The organism is Fibrobacter sp. UWB13 (assembly GCF_900177805.1).
Lineage (GTDB): Bacteria > Fibrobacterota > Fibrobacteria > Fibrobacterales > Fibrobacteraceae > Fibrobacter.
The window spans coordinates 497,746-517,616 of the sequence record NZ_FXAX01000002.1; the positions used below are offsets into that span (position 1 = coordinate 497,746).

At 44.4% G+C, this 19,871-nt stretch carries 15 protein-coding genes; 8 read left to right on the forward strand and 7 right to left on the reverse strand.

The features are described 5' to 3' along the window. Window positions 1–51: 51 nt before the first annotated feature. Genes rhuM through B9Y77_RS11800 form a run of 3 tightly spaced genes read left to right on the forward strand, consistent with a single transcriptional unit; the run spans window position 52 to window position 1,826 of the window. A complete protein-coding gene (gene rhuM / locus B9Y77_RS11790; RefSeq protein WP_139829312.1) occupies window positions 52–1,122 on the forward strand; it encodes a RhuM family protein in 1,071 nt (356 codons plus the stop codon). Window positions 1,123–1,167: 45 nt separating this feature from the next. Continuing rightward, a complete protein-coding gene (locus B9Y77_RS11795) occupies window positions 1,168–1,401 on the forward strand; it encodes a DUF4160 domain-containing protein (RefSeq protein ID WP_073442744.1) in 234 nt (77 codons plus the stop codon). Between the two features lie 8 nt (window positions 1,402–1,409). Next, window positions 1,410–1,826, forward strand: coding sequence for a DUF2442 domain-containing protein (locus B9Y77_RS11800; RefSeq protein ID WP_014546051.1), 417 nt, complete (start codon window positions 1,410–1,412; stop codon window positions 1,824–1,826). Window positions 1,827–1,857: 31 nt separating this feature from the next. On the opposite strand, the gene B9Y77_RS11805 is transcribed toward B9Y77_RS11800, so the two are convergent. Further along, complete coding sequence (locus B9Y77_RS11805; RefSeq protein ID WP_014546052.1) at window positions 1,858–2,763, reverse strand: LysR family transcriptional regulator; 906 nt, start codon at window positions 2,761–2,763, stop codon at window positions 1,858–1,860. A 141-nt stretch (window positions 2,764–2,904) separates the two neighbouring features. Between B9Y77_RS11805 and metE the strand changes: the two genes are divergently transcribed. The 5 genes from metE (at window position 2,905) to B9Y77_RS11830 (ending at window position 9,177) form a co-directional block, all read left to right on the forward strand. Continuing rightward, on the forward strand, window positions 2,905–5,172 hold the full coding sequence (metE, locus tag B9Y77_RS11810; RefSeq protein ID WP_176221760.1) for a 5-methyltetrahydropteroyltriglutamate--homocysteine S-methyltransferase: 2,268 nt from the start codon (window positions 2,905–2,907) through the stop codon (window positions 5,170–5,172). 373 nt (window positions 5,173–5,545) lie between these two features. Beyond that, the gene (locus B9Y77_RS11815; RefSeq protein ID WP_085491772.1) at window positions 5,546–6,733 is read left to right on the forward strand and encodes a cytosine permease; all 1,188 of its coding nucleotides are present in this window, start codon (window positions 5,546–5,548) and stop codon (window positions 6,731–6,733) included. 13 nt (window positions 6,734–6,746) lie between these two features. Then, window positions 6,747–7,577: a pyridoxamine kinase gene (locus B9Y77_RS11820; protein ID WP_085491773.1), complete on the forward strand. Its 831-nt coding sequence runs from the start codon at window positions 6,747–6,749 to the stop codon at window positions 7,575–7,577. Between the two features lies 1 nt (window position 7,578). Further along, the gene (locus tag B9Y77_RS11825; protein ID WP_085491774.1) at window positions 7,579–8,238 is read left to right on the forward strand and encodes a TatD family nuclease-associated radical SAM protein; all 660 of its coding nucleotides are present in this window, start codon (window positions 7,579–7,581) and stop codon (window positions 8,236–8,238) included. A gap of 351 nt (window positions 8,239–8,589) precedes the next feature. Continuing rightward, entirely contained in the window at window positions 8,590–9,177 is a 588-nt protein-coding gene (locus B9Y77_RS11830) for a hypothetical protein (protein ID WP_085491775.1), read from the forward strand. Between the two features lie 93 nt (window positions 9,178–9,270). Here the strand turns inward: B9Y77_RS11830 and B9Y77_RS11835 are convergent, their stop codons facing one another. The 6 genes from B9Y77_RS11835 to B9Y77_RS16250 all read right to left on the reverse strand — a co-directional run bounded on the left by B9Y77_RS11835 (window position 9,271) and on the right by B9Y77_RS16250 (window position 19,837). Next, on the reverse strand, window positions 9,271–9,930 hold the full coding sequence (locus B9Y77_RS11835) for a vWA domain-containing protein (RefSeq protein WP_085491776.1): 660 nt from the start codon (window positions 9,928–9,930) through the stop codon (window positions 9,271–9,273). Window positions 9,931–10,091: 161 nt separating this feature from the next. Beyond that, on the reverse strand, window positions 10,092–11,099 hold the full coding sequence (locus B9Y77_RS11840) for a macro domain-containing protein (RefSeq protein WP_085491777.1): 1,008 nt from the start codon (window positions 11,097–11,099) through the stop codon (window positions 10,092–10,094). Window positions 11,100–11,417: 318 nt separating this feature from the next. Continuing rightward, window positions 11,418–12,548 (reverse strand): hypothetical protein, encoded by a 1,131-nt coding sequence (locus tag B9Y77_RS11845; protein ID WP_085491778.1) that lies wholly within the window; start codon window positions 12,546–12,548, stop codon window positions 11,418–11,420. 155 nt (window positions 12,549–12,703) lie between these two features. Beyond that, the gene (locus tag B9Y77_RS11850) at window positions 12,704–13,207 is read right to left on the reverse strand and encodes an NADAR family protein (protein WP_085491779.1); all 504 of its coding nucleotides are present in this window, start codon (window positions 13,205–13,207) and stop codon (window positions 12,704–12,706) included. 81 nt (window positions 13,208–13,288) lie between these two features. After that, window positions 13,289–14,461, reverse strand: coding sequence for a BspA family leucine-rich repeat surface protein (locus B9Y77_RS11855; RefSeq protein ID WP_085491780.1), 1,173 nt, complete (start codon window positions 14,459–14,461; stop codon window positions 13,289–13,291). Window positions 14,462–14,563: 102 nt separating this feature from the next. Continuing rightward, window positions 14,564–19,837: a BspA family leucine-rich repeat surface protein gene (locus B9Y77_RS16250; protein WP_085491781.1), complete on the reverse strand. Its 5,274-nt coding sequence runs from the start codon at window positions 19,835–19,837 to the stop codon at window positions 14,564–14,566. Between the last annotated feature and the right edge of the window lie 34 nt (window positions 19,838–19,871).

Here is a 19,871-nt window from a genome sequence, read left to right on the forward strand (position 1 = left end):
ATTTTGATTGTTTTAGTCTGCCTTTTTTGCATGTAGGCAGTCGAGGTAAAGATGAAGAAAGAGATGACGCCTGATAATGTCAATAAAAATGAAATTATCGTATATCAGCCGGAAGGCGGGGAATTCCACATTGAAGTCAGAATCGAAAACGAGACGGTATGGTTATCACAGGCTCAAATGGCGGAACTATTTCACGCTACGAAACAAAATATCAGCCTGCATATCACAAAAATTTTCAAAGAAGGCGAATTAGACCCAAAAGTGGTTGTCAAGGAATACTTGACAACCACTCTACATGGAGCGATAAGCGGAAAAACGCAAGTACATGCAGTAAAATACTACAACCTAGATGTCATCATTTCCGTAGGATATCGCATAAAATCCATTCAAGGAACACGTTTCCGCCAATGGGCCAACCAAGTTCTAAAAGACCATATGCTCAAGGGATATAGCATCAATCAACGGATGTTCGCCAAAGGAATAGAACCGACAAATTTACTCCAAGCACAACAACTACAGCTTGAAAAACAAGGATCAGAGATTGCAAACATCAAGCATTCTGTTAACAGTCGACTTACAGCAGTCGAGCAACGCGTTGATTTTTTCGTCAATACCGTACACAACGCCCAAAATCAAAAGATAAACCAGCTTTCTAACGATGTTAAGAAAGTCATGGAAAATTTCATCGATCCAACAACTTTCAAGCATTTCTTGATTTTGGACGGGCAGAAGCTAGACGCCGATATTGCCTATACTAAAATTTACGGCATGGCGAAAAAGAATATCATCATTATTGACAATTATTTAGGTGTGAAGACTTTAGACCTGCTTCGTGGAATCGCAAAAGGCATATCAATCAGAATCATCAGCAATACAAAGGGTTGTGCGGCTCTCACGCCTGATATTGTCAATGACTTTTCAACCGCAAGGCCTGACATCAATCTTTCAATCCTGCAAACAAGCCGAAAATTCCACGATCGTTATATCTTTTTGGATTACGACACTCCAAATGAAAAACTTTTCCATTGCGGATCATCTAGCAAAGATGCTGGGAATAAAATTACCACCATCATGCAAATTGAATGTCCAGAGATTTACCATGCGCTAGTGGAATCTCCATAAATTTTCCAACTATTGACAGTTATTAAATAATAACCTATATTAAAAATGCCAAAGATATTCGAAGCGGAAGGATTCTCATTTTTCTTCTACATGAATGAACACGAACCAGTGCATGTCCATGTGAGAAAACAAGGGAAGATTGCAAAGTTTGAAATTCTAAATGGATACGCAGTACCTGTATTCGGAAAACTATCAAAAGCCGATATGGCTAAAGCGAGTGAACTAGCGACTGAAAATAGCGAACTCATCATCAAAAAATGGTTTGAAATTTTCGGATAGGAGCTTTTATGAACGATATAACGGAAAAAGACGTAAAAAGGGTTTGGGTCGAAAAGGATGCCATTTGCGTCGAGCTCAAGGACGGTCGCATAGGGAAAGAACTCATTCGCGATTACGAGCCGCTCAAAAAAGCCACCAGAGAACAGCTGAAAAATTGCAGGGTAGATCTCGATGGCGTATGGTTTGACGATCTAGACGAAGGGCTTGCGCTATCTGGATTTTTCTCGCCCAAGAAAACAAATCCCGTTGGTCGCATATTTTGGCTTTTCCCCGAACTGAACGCAGCCGCATTCGCGCGTCGTTTGGGAATTCCGCAACCACTTTTTGCGGCTTATGTCAATGGCTCTAAGAAGCCATCCGCAGCTAGGCGTAAAAAGATCAACGACGAATTCCATCGAATCGGTCGTGAGTTGATGCAAGTATAAGCGCCTATTTTAAGCGCGTTGTCCCCTCCCCCTACTTGCAATGTTTCTTTAGCGCTGCAATATACGCTTCGGCGTAGCGTGATTTCGTGACGCCTTTGCGCATAACATAACCGACAGTCATTTTGTCGTGGACATCAAGGCGTTTTGCGATGATGTTCTTGCCGTTGAGTTTGTGGCTAATGACGCCGGAGCAAATGGTGTAGCCGTCAAGGCCAATGAGCAAGTTGAAAAGTGTCGCACGGTCACGGACTTTGATGTTTCGCGGACAGTCGAAATCGATGGCAGTGAGCGGTTCTTCGGCAAAGTAGAACGAGTTGAAATCGCCCTGTTCGTAAGTCAAGTACGGAAACGGTTTGAGATCCGCAAGCGTGATTTTTTCTTTTTTCGCGAGCGGATTCTTCGATGACATGAACACGTGCAGCGGTGTTGCAAAAAGCGGTTCAAATACGAGATTGTTCTTTTGAATGAGCTTGGTGATGACCTTTTCGTTTTTGTCACTGAGGTAAAGCACGCCCATTTCGCTTTTCATTTTGGCGACATCGTCAATGATTTCGTTAGTTTGCGTTTCGCGAAGTGTAAAATCGTAGCTCGGGCCACCGAACTTGCGGATAACATCGACAAATGCATTCACGGCAAAAGAATAGTGCTGGCAGCTGACGGAGAAAATCATGTTGCCACCCTTGCCGCCTTTATAGCGGTCTTCCAAAAGCGTTGCCTGTTCCAAAACCTGCCTTGCGTACGAAAGGAACTCATCGCCTTCGTTTGTAATGGTCACGCCTTTGTTGGAGCGGTTGAAAATCGTCACGCCCATTTCTTCTTCGAGTTCGTGGATAGCAGCGGTAAGGCTCGGTTGCGAGATAAAGACTCGCTTGGACGCTTCGGTAATATTTCGCGTGTCTGCAATGGCTATGGCGTACTTAAGTTGTTGTAGAGTCATAAGTTTTCCTTATCGCTGGTTATAAATCACCATAGGAAAAATCTATGGTGAACGCATAAAAAATAGTATTTTACCGATGATAAAAAGGGAGGTATATTTGGAGCGTTCAAAAAAACAAAGTAAAAAGGTAGGTAAAACACCATGAGCATTAAAACATCTGTAATTGGTTTCCCGCGTATCGGTAAGAATCGTGAACTCAAGTTCGCAAGCGAAAAGTTCTTCAAGGGCGAAATCTCCGAAGCTGAACTCCAGACGGTCGCCGCAGAAATCCGCCAGTACGGTTGGCAGAAGCAGAAGGCAGCAGGTATCGATTTCATCCCGTCCAACGACTTTTCGTTCTACGACAACGTTCTCGACACTGCATTTTTGCTGAACGTCATTCCGGAACGCTACAGCAGCCTCGAATTGAGCACGCTCGAAAAGTATTTCGCCGCCGCCCACGGTTACCAAGGTGCAAAGGGCGATGTGAAGGCCCTCCCGATGAAGAAATGGTTCAATACGAACTATCATTACATTGTTCCGGAAATCGATGACGCTACCGATCTCAAGCTCGTCGGCAAGAAGCCGGTTGAAGAATTCAACGAAGCCAAATCGGCCGGAATTGAAGCCGTTCCGACGCTTATCGGCGCATACACATTCCTCCGCCTCGCCCGCTACAACGGCAACAAGAAGGCCAAGGACTTCGCCGCAGCAGCTGTCAACGCTTACGCAGAACTCGCCGAAAAGCTCGCCGCCGCAGGCGCCAAGTGGATTTCTTTCGCAGAACCGGCACTCGTCTTCGACGTGACTGCAGAAGAACGCGAACTCTTCAAGACGATTTACGCTGAACTCTTGAGAAAAATCGGCGAAAAGAAGAACCTCAAGATTGCATTGCAGACTTACTTCGGCGACATCCGCGACGTTTATCAGGATGTAACCGCACTCGGCTTTGACGCTATCGGTTTGGATTTCGTCGAAGGGCTTAAGTCTCTCGAACTTTTGAAGACAGGCTTCCCGAAAGATACGCTCCTCTTGGCAGGCGTTGTGAACGGCAAGAACATTTGGCGCGCTGATTACGCACAGAAGAACGCAATTCTCGCCGAAATCAAGAAGTACGTCGCTGCAGAAAATGTTGTGGTTGGCACTTCTTGCTCTCTCTTGCACGTGCCTTACACGGTCGCCGCAGAAAAGAAGCTCTCCGCCGACATCCTCAAGCACTTCGCATTCGCCGAAGAAAAGCTCGTGGAGCTTGCAGAACTCGCAAGCGCTGACGCAGACGCTCTCGCCAAGAACAAGGCTTTGTTCGCATCCGCTCGCGTGCAGGCAAACGCAAAGGTTCAGGCAGAACTTGCCGCTCTCTCTGCCGCTGATTTCGAACGCAAGCCGAACCGCCTTGAACGCCGTGAAGTGCAGAAGGCAGAATTCAAGTTGCCGGCATTCCCGACAACGACAATCGGCTCTTTCCCGCAGACTGCCGAAGTTCGCGCCAACCGCGCCGCATTCCGCAAGGGCGAAATTTCCAAGGAACAGTATGTGGCATTCAACCAGAAGAAGATTGCCGAATGCATCAAGTTGCAGGAAGAAATCGGCCTCGATGTGATTGTCCACGGTGAATTCGAACGTAATGACATGGTGGAATATTTCGGTTCCAAGATTGACGGTTTTGTGTTCACGCAGAACGCCTGGGTGCAGAGCTACGGTACCCGTTGCGTGAAGCCGCCTGTCGTTTGGGGTGACGTGAGCCGCAGCGCTCCGATTACGGTTGAATGGTCCGTTTTCGCACAAAGTTGCACCAAGAAGCCGGTGAAGGGCATGCTTACGGGTCCTGTCACGATTCTCAACTGGTCCTTCCCGCGCGAAGACATTTCGCTCAAGACGCAGGCTCAGGAAATCGGCCTTGCCATCCGTGACGAAGTTTTGGACCTCGAAAAGAACGGCATCAGAATCATCCAGATTGACGAAGCCGCACTCCGTGAGAAGTTGCCGCTCCGCAAGAGCGACTGGCACAAGGAATACCTCGACTGGGCCATTCCGGCATTCCGTTTGGTTCACGCCAAGGTCAAGCCAGAAACGCAGATCCACACGCACATGTGCTATAGCGAATTCAACGACATCGTCCGCGACATCGACAACATGGACGCCGACGTGATCACGTTCGAAGCCAGCCGTTCTGACCTCAAGCTGCTCGACGCCTTGAACGACGCCAAGTTCGAAACACAGGTGGGTCCGGGTGTTTATGACATCCACTCTCCGCGTGTGCCTTCCGAACAGGAAATCGTTGACGCCCTCCACAAGATCATCGCGAAGGTCCCGCAGCAAAACGTGTGGGTGAACCCGGATTGCGGCCTCAAGACTCGTGGCGAAACCGAAACGACGGCAAGCCTCAAGAACCTCGTTGCCGCCGCCAAGAAGCTGCGCGAAGAAAAGTAAAAAGTTACACCTCTACTGTCGTTGCAAGGAACACCTCTCTTTACTGATAGACAGATTCCAAGTTCGCTCTAGTCTATCGATCAAACCCTTGCAATGACGGTAAACGAATCAATCCCCGTGTGCGTAATGCCGCGGGGATTTCCTGTTTATGACAAGGAAAAACGCGCACCTTCATTATCAATAAAACTTATACCATCCCATAAAAAAGTAGTATAGTCCTATACCTTGTGAATAACCTACTGCTTTGCTATCTTTGTGCCGCATTTGAAAGAAGCATCAAAAAACAAATGCAAGAAATAATGGATCCTATCGCCTTCGGCTTCAGGATGACGAAAGCGAAGCGACAAGCGAAAGAGACAACAGGAGGTGCAACATGGAAAAACGCACAGGACTTTTTGCAAATGGAATTATCTGGTTTGGCGTCGCCATCTCCGTTTCCGAAATCGAAGCGGGTATTGAAATCGGCGCTGCAGCCGCAAGGGATTCGCTCTGGCTCCCGCTCGTACTCGGACACATTCTGGGCGGCATCTTGCTCTTTTTCGTGGGCCTCATCGGAGCACGCGTTCGCCTGAACGCCATGGAAACGACCAAATCCTCATTCGGCAAATACGGTTCCAAGTTCTTCGCCGCGCTGAACACATTCCAGTTGCTCGCCTGGGTCGCCGTCTTGAACGCTCAAGGCGCTTCGGCATTGGCTGGGCTCAACTTGCCAATTTCGTTCCCCTTGACTTGCGTGATTCTCGCTGCACTTATCGCCGCTTGGGTCTATGTGGGCATCCGCCGTTCTGCAAACGTGACGACCGTCGTGATGGCCGCTCTTACTATTTTGCTCGCCATTCTTTCCGTGAAGTTGTTCGGACTCGACAGTTCACCCGCAGGCGCCGCAGGTAACGCAGCAACCGCGCTCAAGTTCTGGAACATTTTCGAGATTTCAATCGCCATGCCGATTTCATGGTTGCCCGTAATTTCGGACTACACGAAGGATGCCGAAAAGCCTGTAAAGGCAACAGCAATTTCTGCAATCGCCTACACATTTGCAAGTCTCTGGATGTACATCATCGGCATTGAAATTTCGGGCATTGGCGCAGGCAACAACATCGCGCAAGCCATTCTCCTTGCAGGTCTTGGCATCCCGGGAATCATCATCGTGGTGCTTTCAACCGTCACGACAAACTTCCTTGCGGCAAACTCCGCTGGCGAATCTTCCAAGGCAATTTACAGTAAAATAAATCCGAAAATTGCAGGTGTCGTCGTGAGTTTCTTGAGCGCTGCTCTCGCCATTTCGGGAATCATGGAACATTACATCAGCTTCCTTTACCTGATCGCTTCCGTGTTCGCCCCGATGGCTGCCGTTCTCTTGGTCTCGTTCTACTTTTCCAAGGAACGTACAGAATCGCTCGGCGTTTGGCTCTGGAACATCTTCGCCTGGCTCGCGGGCTTTATCGCTTACCAAGTGGCAGAACATTTCGACTCCGTTTTCCTCGGCCCCACACTCCTTGCAGTTATCGTTTCGGCAGCATTTGCATCCGTGCGCGTACTCTCGGAAAAGAAAGATTTTTAATTTTTAGTTCGCCATGTCTCAAAAGAAAATCGCGTTAATTAATGATGTTACAGGATTTGGTCGGTGCTCCATCGCAGTCATGGCACCGATTGTTTCCGCCATGAAAATTCAAGCGGTTACAATTCCAACCGCAGTCCTTTCGGCACACACGCAGTTCCCCGAATACTACTTCGACGACTACACGTCAAAAATGCGCGATTACATTCAAACCTACAAGGATTTGAATTTATCATTCGACGCCATCGCTTCTGGGTTCCTCGGCTCCGAAGAACAGGTCGACATCGTCATCGATTTCTTCAAGACGTTCAAGAAAAACGGCTCGTTTACCTTGGTGGACCCCGTGATGGGCGACTACGGCAAGCTCTACGAGACCTACACGCCGAATTTGTGCGAAAAGATGAAAGCGCTTGTCCATTACGCCGACATCTTGACGCCGAACTTGACTGAACTTTGCACGTTGACCGACGTTGAATACCGCACCGAAGGATTCACCGACGCCGAACTTGGCGAAATGTGCCGCAAGCTCACGGAACAAGGCCCCGAACACATCGTCGTGACCGGCATTCCATACAATAGCAAGCAAATCATGAACTACGTCTACAGCAAAGGCGAAGAACCGCGAATCGTGATGGTGGACCGCATCGGCGGCGACCGCAGCGGAACTGGAGACGTCATCAGTTCAATTATTGCGGGCATGTACATGAACGGTCACGATTTTTACGAATCGGTCAAAAAGGCCGCAGAATTTGTAACAAAGTGCATCCGCTACTGCGAAGACAATAACGTTCCCACGCATTGGGGACTGTGCTTCGAAATATACCTTCGTGACTTGATGGAGGATTAAAATGGTTGTTTATACGGTAACAGGAAATGTTGGACAAGCAGGCTACCTCGACATCGCCAACAGTGGCGACATCACAGGCAAGAATATTTATGTGAACATGACAAACCGCTGCCCGTGCAGCTGCGTTTTTTGCTTGCGCCAGACAAAGAAAATGATGGAAGGCAACTCGCTTTGGCTCAGAGGCGGTGAACCGAGCGTCAACGGCGTCATGAGCATTTTCGACAAGTACGATCTCTCCGTCATCAACGAGCTCGTCTTTTGCGGCTACGGCGAACCGCTCGAACGTCTCCATGACGTGTGCAAAGTCATTGACCTGCTGCACGGCAAATACCCGAAATTAAAAGTTCGCCTCAACACGAACGGTCTTGCAAACCTCATCCACGGCAGAGACATAACGCCCGATCTCGAAGCCCGTTTCAACACCGTTTCCATCTCGATGAACGCCCCGGACGCCGAAGAGTTCCTGGAGCTCACGCGCTCAAGATTCGGAATCCAGTCCTTTGATGCAGTGAAAGAATTCGCGGTGCTCGCGAAAGAGCATGTGCCGAATGTGGTGATGACCGTCGTCGAGAAAGTGATGCCCGAAGAAAAAATCGAACGCTGTCGCAAGATTTGCGAAGAGCTCGGCGTCACGCTGAGAGTTCGCCCATTCGAAAACTAACTATATATAATATACAAATTTCAACTGTCATATTTTGACCCTTGATAAAAGGGTCATTTTTTATTTTATCATAGCCGAATAAAGGCTTAAATTTTTGCCCTTGACAAAAAACTGAAAATTTACTATATTGCGCATCCGCTTTTTTGAGATATGATTAAATAAAATTTTTTAATTGAAATTGTCGCCCCATTAAATAAAAAAAATTAAATAAGATTTTTTTGTTTTTTGTCGCGTCCTTTTTTCGCCCTATAGTTTTTGTGCCCCCTCTTTTTTGCGCTCTATTTTTATCGCCTTTTTTTGTCGTGCCTTTAAAATTTTTTATTTCCCAACATCAACCACATAGGACAAACTATGAACAACATCAATCTCAACCAATTCCTCCAAACCATCATTCTCGAAAACACCACTATCGAGCCGAACGAATTCAAAATAACATTCGCGGAACTCATCTGCGGCGAAGATTCAAAAACATACAAACAACAATTCATCAACTATTTAAAATCACCCAAAAAATCAAACATCAAAAACAAACAAACTAAAGAAATTTTTATTAAAACAAGTGAAGAAAATAAAAAATTAGCCCAAAAATTCGATCTACTCATCCAACATCTCACAATACTCCAAACAGCCATCCACAATTTCGACCATTCATTCAACATCAACAACATGGGCGAAAAAACACAAACATCAACCAAAAAAGCCCAAATTCTACTCTACTGGATTCTCGAACAATTCATCACCTGGAAACAAAAACCACATTTCAACAACGTCGAAGAAGTCAAGTTCTCACTCATCTATTTTATCAACCGCGTCAAACCAGAAATCGACAACTACATCCGCGAAATGGCTCTCCACGCCTGCGATCCAGAGCGTTTCACAAACATCAACGACATTCAAAAATTCAAAAAAGTTTCCAGCAGAACTTTCGCTCTTGCATAAACTTCAATTTATGCATTTTTAAAATGCTCTGCATTTTCAAAATACCAGCATTTTTCATTATCGCTGGCATTTTTTACACGCTATTCTAGCAGGCTATTTTAAATTTTGCCTGCCGCGACGCATATAGTCCGCTTCAACATTTGATTTCCACGAGCGTTCATTGACACGGTTACGGCGGATATCGCTCATCAAGCAGCATTGCGCACTGTACATGACCTCAATGCCTTCCCCGTCATTGACATAATTTGCGGCACGGTCTTCACTGATGCCAAAGCTTTTCGCCGTTTCTACAGCATCAATGTTCGCGCCAAGAAAAATGAATTCCCATCCATATTTTTCTTTCTGGCGTTCAATCATCTGCTTCACGCGATCAGCCGAATATTTGCGGCTTGCGTTTTCGTAGCCATCGGTCGTGATGACAAAGATGGTCTTTTCGGGACGGTCTTCTTCGCGGGCGTACTTATGTACATTGCCAATGTGATGGATGGCCCCACCGATAGCATCAAAGAGTGCGGTGCAACCGCGGGCGTAATATTCCCTGTCGGTGAGCGGAGCGACACTTGCGAGGGGAACGCGATCATGGAGCACTTCCATTTCGGAATCAAAGAGGACGGTCGAAACAAACGCCTCACCCGCTTCTTTCTTCTGCTTTTCGATGGTGCTATTGAAGCCCCCGATGGTATCTTTTTCGAGCCCGCTCATGGAGCCGCTACGGTCGAGGATGAATACGATTTCAGTGAGTCCTTTTTTCATAATTGCCTCCCTGCCGCTATCAGTGCGGCTTTGGTGCGACCGCAGGCTTCATTGCCTTAGCGGTTTTGACAGAGACAATTATAGCTGCCGTATAAGCAAAAAAGGTCGCCCGGCAGGCGACATTTTCAAAGGCGATTTTCACAGTAAAAAGCTCTCACGAATTACGCGCCGAGAGTCGGCTGCCCGAACTTAAACAACATACTGTTGATTTCCCAAATGTCGTACTTTTTGTGCGTGATAAAATAGGAAACAATCAAGTCGCCCTTATTGGATGGCGAAAGCGCAAGTTCAGCACGCGAAAGCAAATCCTTTGTTTCGTCCAAATTTAGACGCAAAGCGATGGCAAGCGCAAGCGCCGTCTTCTTGGTCGGTTTGTAGTTCACATTGCTGCGGATTTTCGAAAAATGCTTGCGGTCGAGATTCGCTCTCTTGTAAACCTCGACATCGTCCTGGTTCTTTTCGCGAATGATGCTGAAAAGCTTGCCGCAAAAAGTTTCACCGGCAGTCGCAAGCATTTCTTCAAGGCTTTTTTCCTCCTGCTCGCAAATAGCATGAGAGGCCTCCGCGCGATTAAAATTGACAGAACTGTCCGAAATCCTATTCCAGCAAATAGATTCCCGAGCAGCACTGTACTTTTCTTGAACGTAATTGTCATCGATATACGTCTGGATATCGCAACAAAGCTCTTCGGAAACCTCAAACGCCTTGCGGTCAAAAACGACCAATTGCACATCCATTTCGTGCATCTGCAAAAATTCACCGATCGCCTGTAACGCAATTTTCAGCGCACTGTCTTTCGGGAATCGGAACACTCCGCTCGATATCAGCGGGAACGCAATAGACTCGCAGCCCAGTTCCAAAGCCTTATTGAGCGCATTACGGTAGCAGTTCGCAAGAGCAAGCACTTCCCCCGATTCGCCATCGTTCCACTTTGGTCCTACAACATGAATGATGTAATTCGCATCCAATGCAAAAGCAGGCGTGACCGCCACTTCTGCAACTTCAAGCGGACCGACCTTTTCACGTGCAGCCAAAAGCGCTTCATGCCCCGCTGCCTCGTAAATATGATATTCGGCGCCACCCCCGCAAACAGGATTCTTGTTGGCGGAATTGACAATAGCGTCAGCGCGGACTCTCGAAATATCGTTACGGACAATTCTTAAAGGCATGGTGAAAAATTAATTAAAGAATAAATTGAAATTTTACTCATTTCTTCCGGAACAACACGCGCTTCGCACGTTGCAGATAGGATCGAGTCCGCTCCGGTTCAACAAAGAACGATGCCACGCAAGCCACCATCGTTGCGTTCAAGAAACGCGAGCGATGACTTTTTCGTGCGGGTTCATACGTTCCCTTATTTCTCTACTCTATTATTGCCAATCAATGCCAAAATGTAAAAAGTGCGAATAATTACGCTTCTAAAAATAAACAAAACCTCCGAACCTTATAAAGTACGGTGGCAAAAAGATTTATGATTCCAATAAAGTTTACTGCAAAAGAGCGTCCGAAATTTCCTTAAACACTCTTTCTTTGCGCTCCGCCAATTTGCGTTTGAACTTGTCGCGAGCGTGTCCCAAGATATTATTCTTGTTCACGATTTCGCGGCAACGAGAGTCCATCACGTAGAATACGCTTCCAAGAATCGTGAGGAACTGCTCTGCTTCAAATTTGGTCGGCATGAGTCCGGCCAATTCAAGATTTTTGACCGGTAAATCAGGGAGCCCGCAGTTTGCGCTCCAAGACATCCACGGCCAACCGGAGAGGCGGTAGAATTCCGTTGCGCTATCGACATCCAAAACCTCTTCGACCGTGACGGCCACGACCAGCAAGTACGCAAACATCCCTGTAAACATGAAATTGCGAATCGGGTTATCGCCAGCAGGGAGCTTCTTGTTCATGAACCTGTCATGGAATCGGTACTCCAAATTGATAATGGCATAGATGTCATCCACATTATCATTTTCACCAAAATAACGATGCAAGTCGCGTTCAAATTCCCCACTGCGAAGATACAGCAACGGATAGTTTATGGGACAACTTAAATTTTCCCGATCGTAGGTTTTCCACATAGAGTCCCGCCTATAACGCATATTCCAAATCTCGCCTTCAAAACGGATACGGACCCTAGTAAACACCGGTTCACTTAAATGGTCGCCGCAGTAGATAGCCGGTATCGCGGAGTTCCTCAACCTATCGTAGATTTTGGCAAACTTTTGACTGAAAAATTGATGAATTTTGCTAAAGCCTACAAAATTGCTTGTGTAGATGATATCGAGTCCCGTCGCCTTGACAAGCGCCGCCGAATCCATGCGCAAAAGTGATGGAGCGAACATAGGGAATCCGCAAACAACGTGCCATTTCGCAAGCAGTTCCTCGCCCTCATCGAACAGCGATTTCTGCTCATAGATCATGAACGTCGCCATCGAAGCAAACAACAGACGATGTTCCTTATCCCATTCGTCCCACACCGTCGAGTTCCACCCGACAATCACGCCCTTGGGGGTGTCGTATTCAATCCCCAGCGAGAACCCGGCACAAACCGTAAAGAAACGGTTCAAGTCTATTTCGAAATTATTGTCAGCGTATTCGCCAAGCTTTTGCTCGGTAATTTGGACCATAAAAAATCTCCTTATCTCAACCTCCATATTATCGGAGCGAGATAAGGAAATGTAAAGAGCCCAAAAGTCGAGAAACTAAAAAATGACGAAATTTCGCAAAAATCGCCACTTTTCAAATTATTTGTTTGGAAAATATCGGAAAATGGACAGTTGGACTACGGAGAATTCTTTTCTTGGACCAACCGGTCGCGAACCTCGGTGATGACCTTTCCAAGGAGATTGCGCCCCCTCCAATTTGCAGGGTCATCGATATTCGGATTGGTCACGGACAACCCGATACCCCAAATTCTATCACGGGGCGAAGCTTCGACAAACGCGTGTCCGTCGAACTCAGGATCAAGAAGGCGGTTCTTGCAATCTTCCACCTGGCTGTACTTGGCGTAGTTGATATCAAGCATCACCTGATAACGGACGCTATCCCACTTCTCTTTGTCAAACGGAGTCACCTTGCGGCCCAACTTCTTGGCTTCTACCGGCGTTTGGGCAACTAGGATCTTTTCCTCCATCACCTTGTCGCCGAACAACACAGCCTTTTCCCACATGAACGCCTGTTCATTGCAAAAGAAGGTGTGTCCCTTGTATTCGAACGGAGCATTCCAGAAGTTAGAAAGCCATTCATGGTAAAAGAATACGTGTTTGTCTGTAACTTTGATAGGCATATTTTTTCCTTTGCTAATTGTTGCTTCCATATTATCGGAGCAAGGCAAGGAAATGTAAAGCGAGGGAATTCTTTTCGCTCATTAAATTTCGGGAAATTTAGACAATGTATTCAAAATTTTTTGAGAACGGGACTTGACTGTCTTAAGAACATTTTTTTCAGCACTTTGAGGCATATTAGTCATTCGTAAATCATCCCGCAATACTTCATAGAGCCTATCAAAAATGCAAGCACGGATAAAATTATAGACATTCCCTTTTTTATTCACCAAACCAAAATAACGAATAATATCCCTTAAATCATTGCAAAGGAATTCTTTTTGTCCATAACTTTGGAATACTTCTATTCCTAAATCTAGCCAACAAGTTTTTTCCCAAAATTCTACCAATTTGTTATATGCAAAAGAGCCCTTGTTACATTCGCTCCTTAAGGCATTGTTTGTCATTAGATGGAATAGGAAAATGCAAGAAAAGAAAAAACCATCAGAAGAAGTGTTCCTAGACCTGTTGAGTAAACTTTGCACACTTCTATGCTTACCACGCCCAAATTTAAATGATCCACTTCTATTACTTGGGTGGCTTCCCGGATAATTGTAGGGTTGAAATTCTTTCTCGAAAACATTTTTTAAATTCATGAAATAATCGTATTTCAGGTAACTCTTGACAAAGTCCGAATATTCAAGGCTAAACATTCCTTCCGTTCGGCAGTCTTCGGAGATTTCCCATTTACTAACATCCCTGTTGCTATGAGGAGCATTAAAAAAAATCCCTTCCATGTTCTTTACATTAGACACATTCCATTTGCCGATATCACCGCAAAATTGAGATTCATAGAACATTTTTTGCATATAGTGCACATTAGAAACATTCCATTGGGCAATATTTCCATCGAAATGTGATTCACGGAACATTTCTTTCATATTGGTAACCTTAGAAACATTCCACTTACTAATGTCTCCATCAAAGACTGATTTTTTGAACATTCCACTCATATTTTTCACATTGGAGACATTCCATTTACCAATATCTCCATTAAATTGCGAACCACAGAACATATCTTTCATATTTGTCACATTGGAGACATCCCACTTACTAATATCACCATTAAAAGACGAATCCTTAAACAAAGCCTCCAAACGAAATACTTTGGAAACATCGATAAAATTCAGATCGCAATTTAGGCCTTCTTTTTCGATAGTTTTTCTGATGATTTGCTGTAAATGAGCACAATCGCGGGCAATGATCTTTTCAGCCATACATTCTCCTTTTGTGTATAAACGAAATATCCACTATCATATATATATTATTTTGAGAAAAAGGGTAAATGCCCTACAGTTTGCAGGGGCATTAACATACTCCTAAAAACCTTTATCTTTATACCACTTTGGCGGATTTTTTTCAAGAGGAGAATCATTGAACATTCCTGACATATTGGTCACGTTGGACACATCCCACTGGCTAATGTCTCCATTGAATTCGGATCCTGCAAACATTCCTGACATATTAGTAACATTGGACACATCCCACTGGCTTATGTCGCCGTTGAATTGATCTAATTCATATTCATAACTACTAGAAGTAGTGAATAATTCACTCATGTCCGTCACTTGCGATACATCGATAAAATTCAGGTCGCAATAATCGCCCTCGTCAGCAATAGCATCTTCAATGAGTTCTATCAGGTGCCTACGGTCGCGGGCAACAATTTTGAACCTCTTATACCATTCTGGCGGATTATCTTCAAGGGGAGAATCAGCGAACATTCTCCGCATATCAGTCACGTTGGACACATCCCACTGGCTGATGTCTCCATTGAATTCGGATCCTGCAAACATTCCTGACATATTAGTAACATTGGACACATCCCACTGGCTTATGTCGCCGTTGAATCGATCCAATTCATATTCATAACTACTAGAAGTAGTGAATAAGTCACTCATGTCCGTCACTTGCGATACATCGATAAAATTCAAGTCGCAACAATAGCCCTCCTCATCATAACAAATAGCTTCTTCAATGAGTTCTATCAGGTGCTTACGGTCGCGGGCAACAATTTTGAACCTCTTATACCATTCTGGCGGATTATCTTCAAGGGGAGAATCAGCGAACATTCTCCGCATATCAGTCACGTTGGACACGTTCCATTTGCTGATATCGCCATTGAAATCGGATTCATTGAACATTGCATACATATTAGTCACGTTAGACACATTCCACTGGCTGATATCGCCGTTGAATCGGGAACTATCGAACATATGTTCCATATTGGTCACATGCGATACATTCCACTGACTGATGTCACCGTTGAATCGGGAACTCCAGAACATATGTTCCATGTTGGTCACATGCGATACATTCCACTTGCTGATATCGCCGTTGAATGATGAATGAGAGAACATATGATTCATATTTGTCACATTGGACACGTTCCATTTGCTTATGTCGCCGTTGAATTGGGAATTCCAGAACATGCCTTCCATGTTGGTCACATGCGATACATTCCACTGACTGATGTCGCCGTTGAATTGGGAACTCCAGAACATATGACTCATATCGGTCACGTTGGACACATTCCACTCGCTTATGTCGCCGTTGAATTGGGAATTCCAGAACATATGATTCATATTTGTCACATTGGACACATCCCACTGGCTTATGTCGCCGTTGAATCGGGAACTCAAGAACATCTCAGACATATTTGTCACGTTGGACACATTCCACTGGCTGATATCGCCGTTGAATGATGAATGAGAGAACATATGATTCATATTTGTCACATTGGACACATCCCACTGGCTTATGTCGCCGTTGAATTTGGATAAACAGAACATCTCAGACATATTTGTCACATTGGACACATTCCACTTGCTGATGTCACCATTGAATCGGGAACCATCGAACAAGTTCGACATATCTGTCACACGAGATACATCGATAAAATTTAGGTCGCAGTCACTGCCGTAACTAGCGATAGCGACGTTTACAATCCATTTTAAGTGACCTTTGTCAATTGCAATAAGTTTACTCGACGAATCTTTCGTTGAATCTAAAATCTTTTGCTTCAGATTCTGAATAGCATCCAAATTTTCTTTTGGCTGTTTATCTTCAACATTTCCAAATATTCCAACAACGTTAGCATTGACAGATATATTCCACTGACTGATGTCGCTGTTGAATTTGGAATTCCAGAACATCTTTGACATATTGGTCACGTTGGACACATTCCACTGGCTTATGTCTCCATTGAATTGGGAACTCCAGAACATATATGACATATCTGTCACGTTGGACACATCCCACTTGCTGATGTCACCGTTGAATGGTGAATGAGAGAACATATGACTCATATTGGTCACATTCGATACATTCCAGTTGCTAATGTCTCCATTGAATTGGGACACAGAAAACATATATGACATATCTGTCACACGAGATACATCGATAAAATTCAGGTCGCAGTTACTGCCATAGCAAACAATGGCGGCCTTTACAATCTGTTTTAAGTGGTACTTATCATTTGCAACAAGTTTACCCGACGAATCCTTCGCTGAATCTAAAATCTTTTGATATAGGTTCTGAACAGCATCCAAATTATCTTTTTGCTGATTATTTTCAACACCTTCGAATATTCCAATAACATTCGCATTGTCTGATATATTCCATTTGCTGATGTCGCCGTTGAATTGGGAATGAGAGAACATATGACTCATATTGGTCACATTCGATACATTCCAGTTGCTAATGTCTCCATTGAATTGGGAATGAGAGAACATATATGACATATCTGTCACATGAGAAACATCGACAAAATTTAGGTCACAGTTACTGCCGTAATGAGCAATAGCGGCATTTATAATCTCCTTTAGGTGATCTTTGTCAACCGCGACAAGCTTACCCGTTGAATCTTTTGCTGAATCTAAAATCTTGTGATATTGGTTCTGAACAGCATCCAAATTATCTTTTGGCTGTTTTTTTTCAACACCTTTAAATATTCCAGCAATGTTAGCATTGGCAGATATATTCCACTTGCTTATATCGCCGTTGAATTCGGAAAAACAGAACATCTTGCTCATATCGGTCACATTGGACACGTTCCATTTGCTTATGTCGCCGTTGAATTTAGAGCCCCTGAACAATTCATGCATATCGGTCACATGTGAAACATCAATAAAATTCAGATCGCAATTTTCACCATCATGTCCAACGGCAAGTTCGATGAGTTCAATCAGATGTTCGCGGTCGCGGGCTGTGACTTTGAGATTATACCATTCTGGAGTGCGATTCTCAAGGGGAGAATCACTAAACATATGGATCACATCGGTTTCCTTAGACACGTTCCACTGGCTAATGTCCCCATTGAATTTGGAACTTCTGAACATATTATGCATATCGGTCACGTTGGACACATCCCACTTGCTGATGTCTCCATTGAATTCGGATACGCTGAACATGCATGACATATTGGTTACATTGGATACGTTCCACTTGCTGATGTCTCCGTTGAATTGAGAGTTGCTGAACATAAACGACATATCCGTCACCATGGAAACGTCAATAAAATTCAAGTCACAATTACAGCCATAATAAGCAATAGCAGCATTTATAATATCATTTAAGTGATCTTTATCAACTGCAATAAGCCTACTTGAAGAAGTTTTTGCTGAATCTAATATCTTGTGATATGTACCCCAAACAACATCCAAGTTATCTTTTGACTGATTATTTTGAACACCATTGAATATTCCAATAACATTTGCATTGTCAGATATATTCCACTTGCTGATGTCCCCGTTGAATTGGGAATCGCAGAACATCTCGCTCATATCTGTCACATTGGATACATTCCACTGACTGATGTTACCGGCAAACATGGAATATGCAAACATATAGTCCATCTTTTGGACTTTTGACACATTCCACTTGCTGATGTCACCGTTGAATTTAGAATCATAGAACATCCACGACATATCGGTCACATTGGACACGTTCCACTGACTTATGTTGCCATTGAATTGGGAATTGCAAAACATCGATGACATGTTAGTCACATTGGACACGTTCCACTGACTTATGTCGCCATTGAATTGGGAATTGCAAAACATCGATGACATGTTAGTCACATTGGACACGTTCCACTGACTTATGTCGCCATTGAATTGGGAATTGCAAAACATCGATGACATGTTAGTCACATTGGACACGTTCCACTGACTTATGTCGCCATTGAATTGGGAATTGCAAAACATCGATGACATGTTAGTCACATTGGACACGTTCCACCTGCTGATATCGCCGTTGAACTGGGAGTTGTCTATGTTGTCGTTATATTGGGAGTCAGAAAATATATCCGACAAATCTGTCACTTGAGACACATCTACAAAATTTAGGTCGCAGTTACTGCCATAACGAACAATGGCAGCGTGGACAATTCGTTTTAAATGAGCGTTGTCAACCGCAATAACTCTACCCGACGAATCCTTCGCTGAATCTAAAAATTTTTGATATAGGTTCTGAATAGCATCTAAATTATCTTTTGGCTGATTATTTTCAACTCCTTCAAATATTCCAGCAACGTTAGCATTGGCAGATATGTTCCATTTGCCAATGTCTCCGTTAAACTGGGAACTCTTGAACATTTCTGACATATCGGTCACATTGGACACATCCCACTGACTTATGTCGCCATTGAATTGGGAATTGCAAAACATCGATGACATGTTAGTCACATTGGACACGTTCCATTTGCTGATGTCACAGTTAAGCTCGGAACCAGAAAACATCCAATGCATATTGGTCACATTGGATACATCCCACTGACAGATGTCGCCGTTGAACTGGGACCAGCTGAACATTGATGACATGTTAGTCACATTAGACACATCCCACTGGCTGATGTCACCGTTGAATTGGGAATTGCTAAACATCGATGACATGTTAGTCACATTGGACACATCCCACTGGCTGATGTCACCGTTGAATCGGGAACCATCGAACAAGTTCGACATATCGGTCACATGAGACACGTCAACAAAATTTAGGTCACAATCACAACCATAACGAGCAATGGCGGCGTTGACAATCCGCTTTAAGTGATCTTTGTCAACCGCAACAAGCCTACCCGACGAATTTTTCAATGAATCTAAAACCTTTTGATACAAGTTCTGAATAGCATCCAAATTATCTTTTGGCTGATTAATTTCAACACCTTCGAATATTTTAGCAACATTAGCATTGACAGATATATTCCATTTGCTAATGTTTCCGTTGAATTGGGAACCACTGAACAAATACGACATGTCCGTCACATTAGACACGTCCCATTTGCTAATGTCACCGTTGAACTTGGAGCTATCGAACATCCGTGACATATCAGTTACATTGGAAACATCCCATTTACTGATGTCGCCGTTGAATTTGGAACCGTTGAACATCCATGCCATATTGGTCACATTAGAGACATTCCATCGGCTGATGTCTCCGTTGAATGGGGACCAACTGAACAAATCCGACATGTCCGTCACCTGCGATACGTCGATAAAGTTCAAATCACAATTTGGACCTTCTTGTTCTATGGTTTCTTTGATGAGTTGCTTTAGGTGTTCGCTGTCGCGGGCAATAACTTTTTCTGACATATTTTTTCCTTTTGCGTATGAACAACGCAAAATC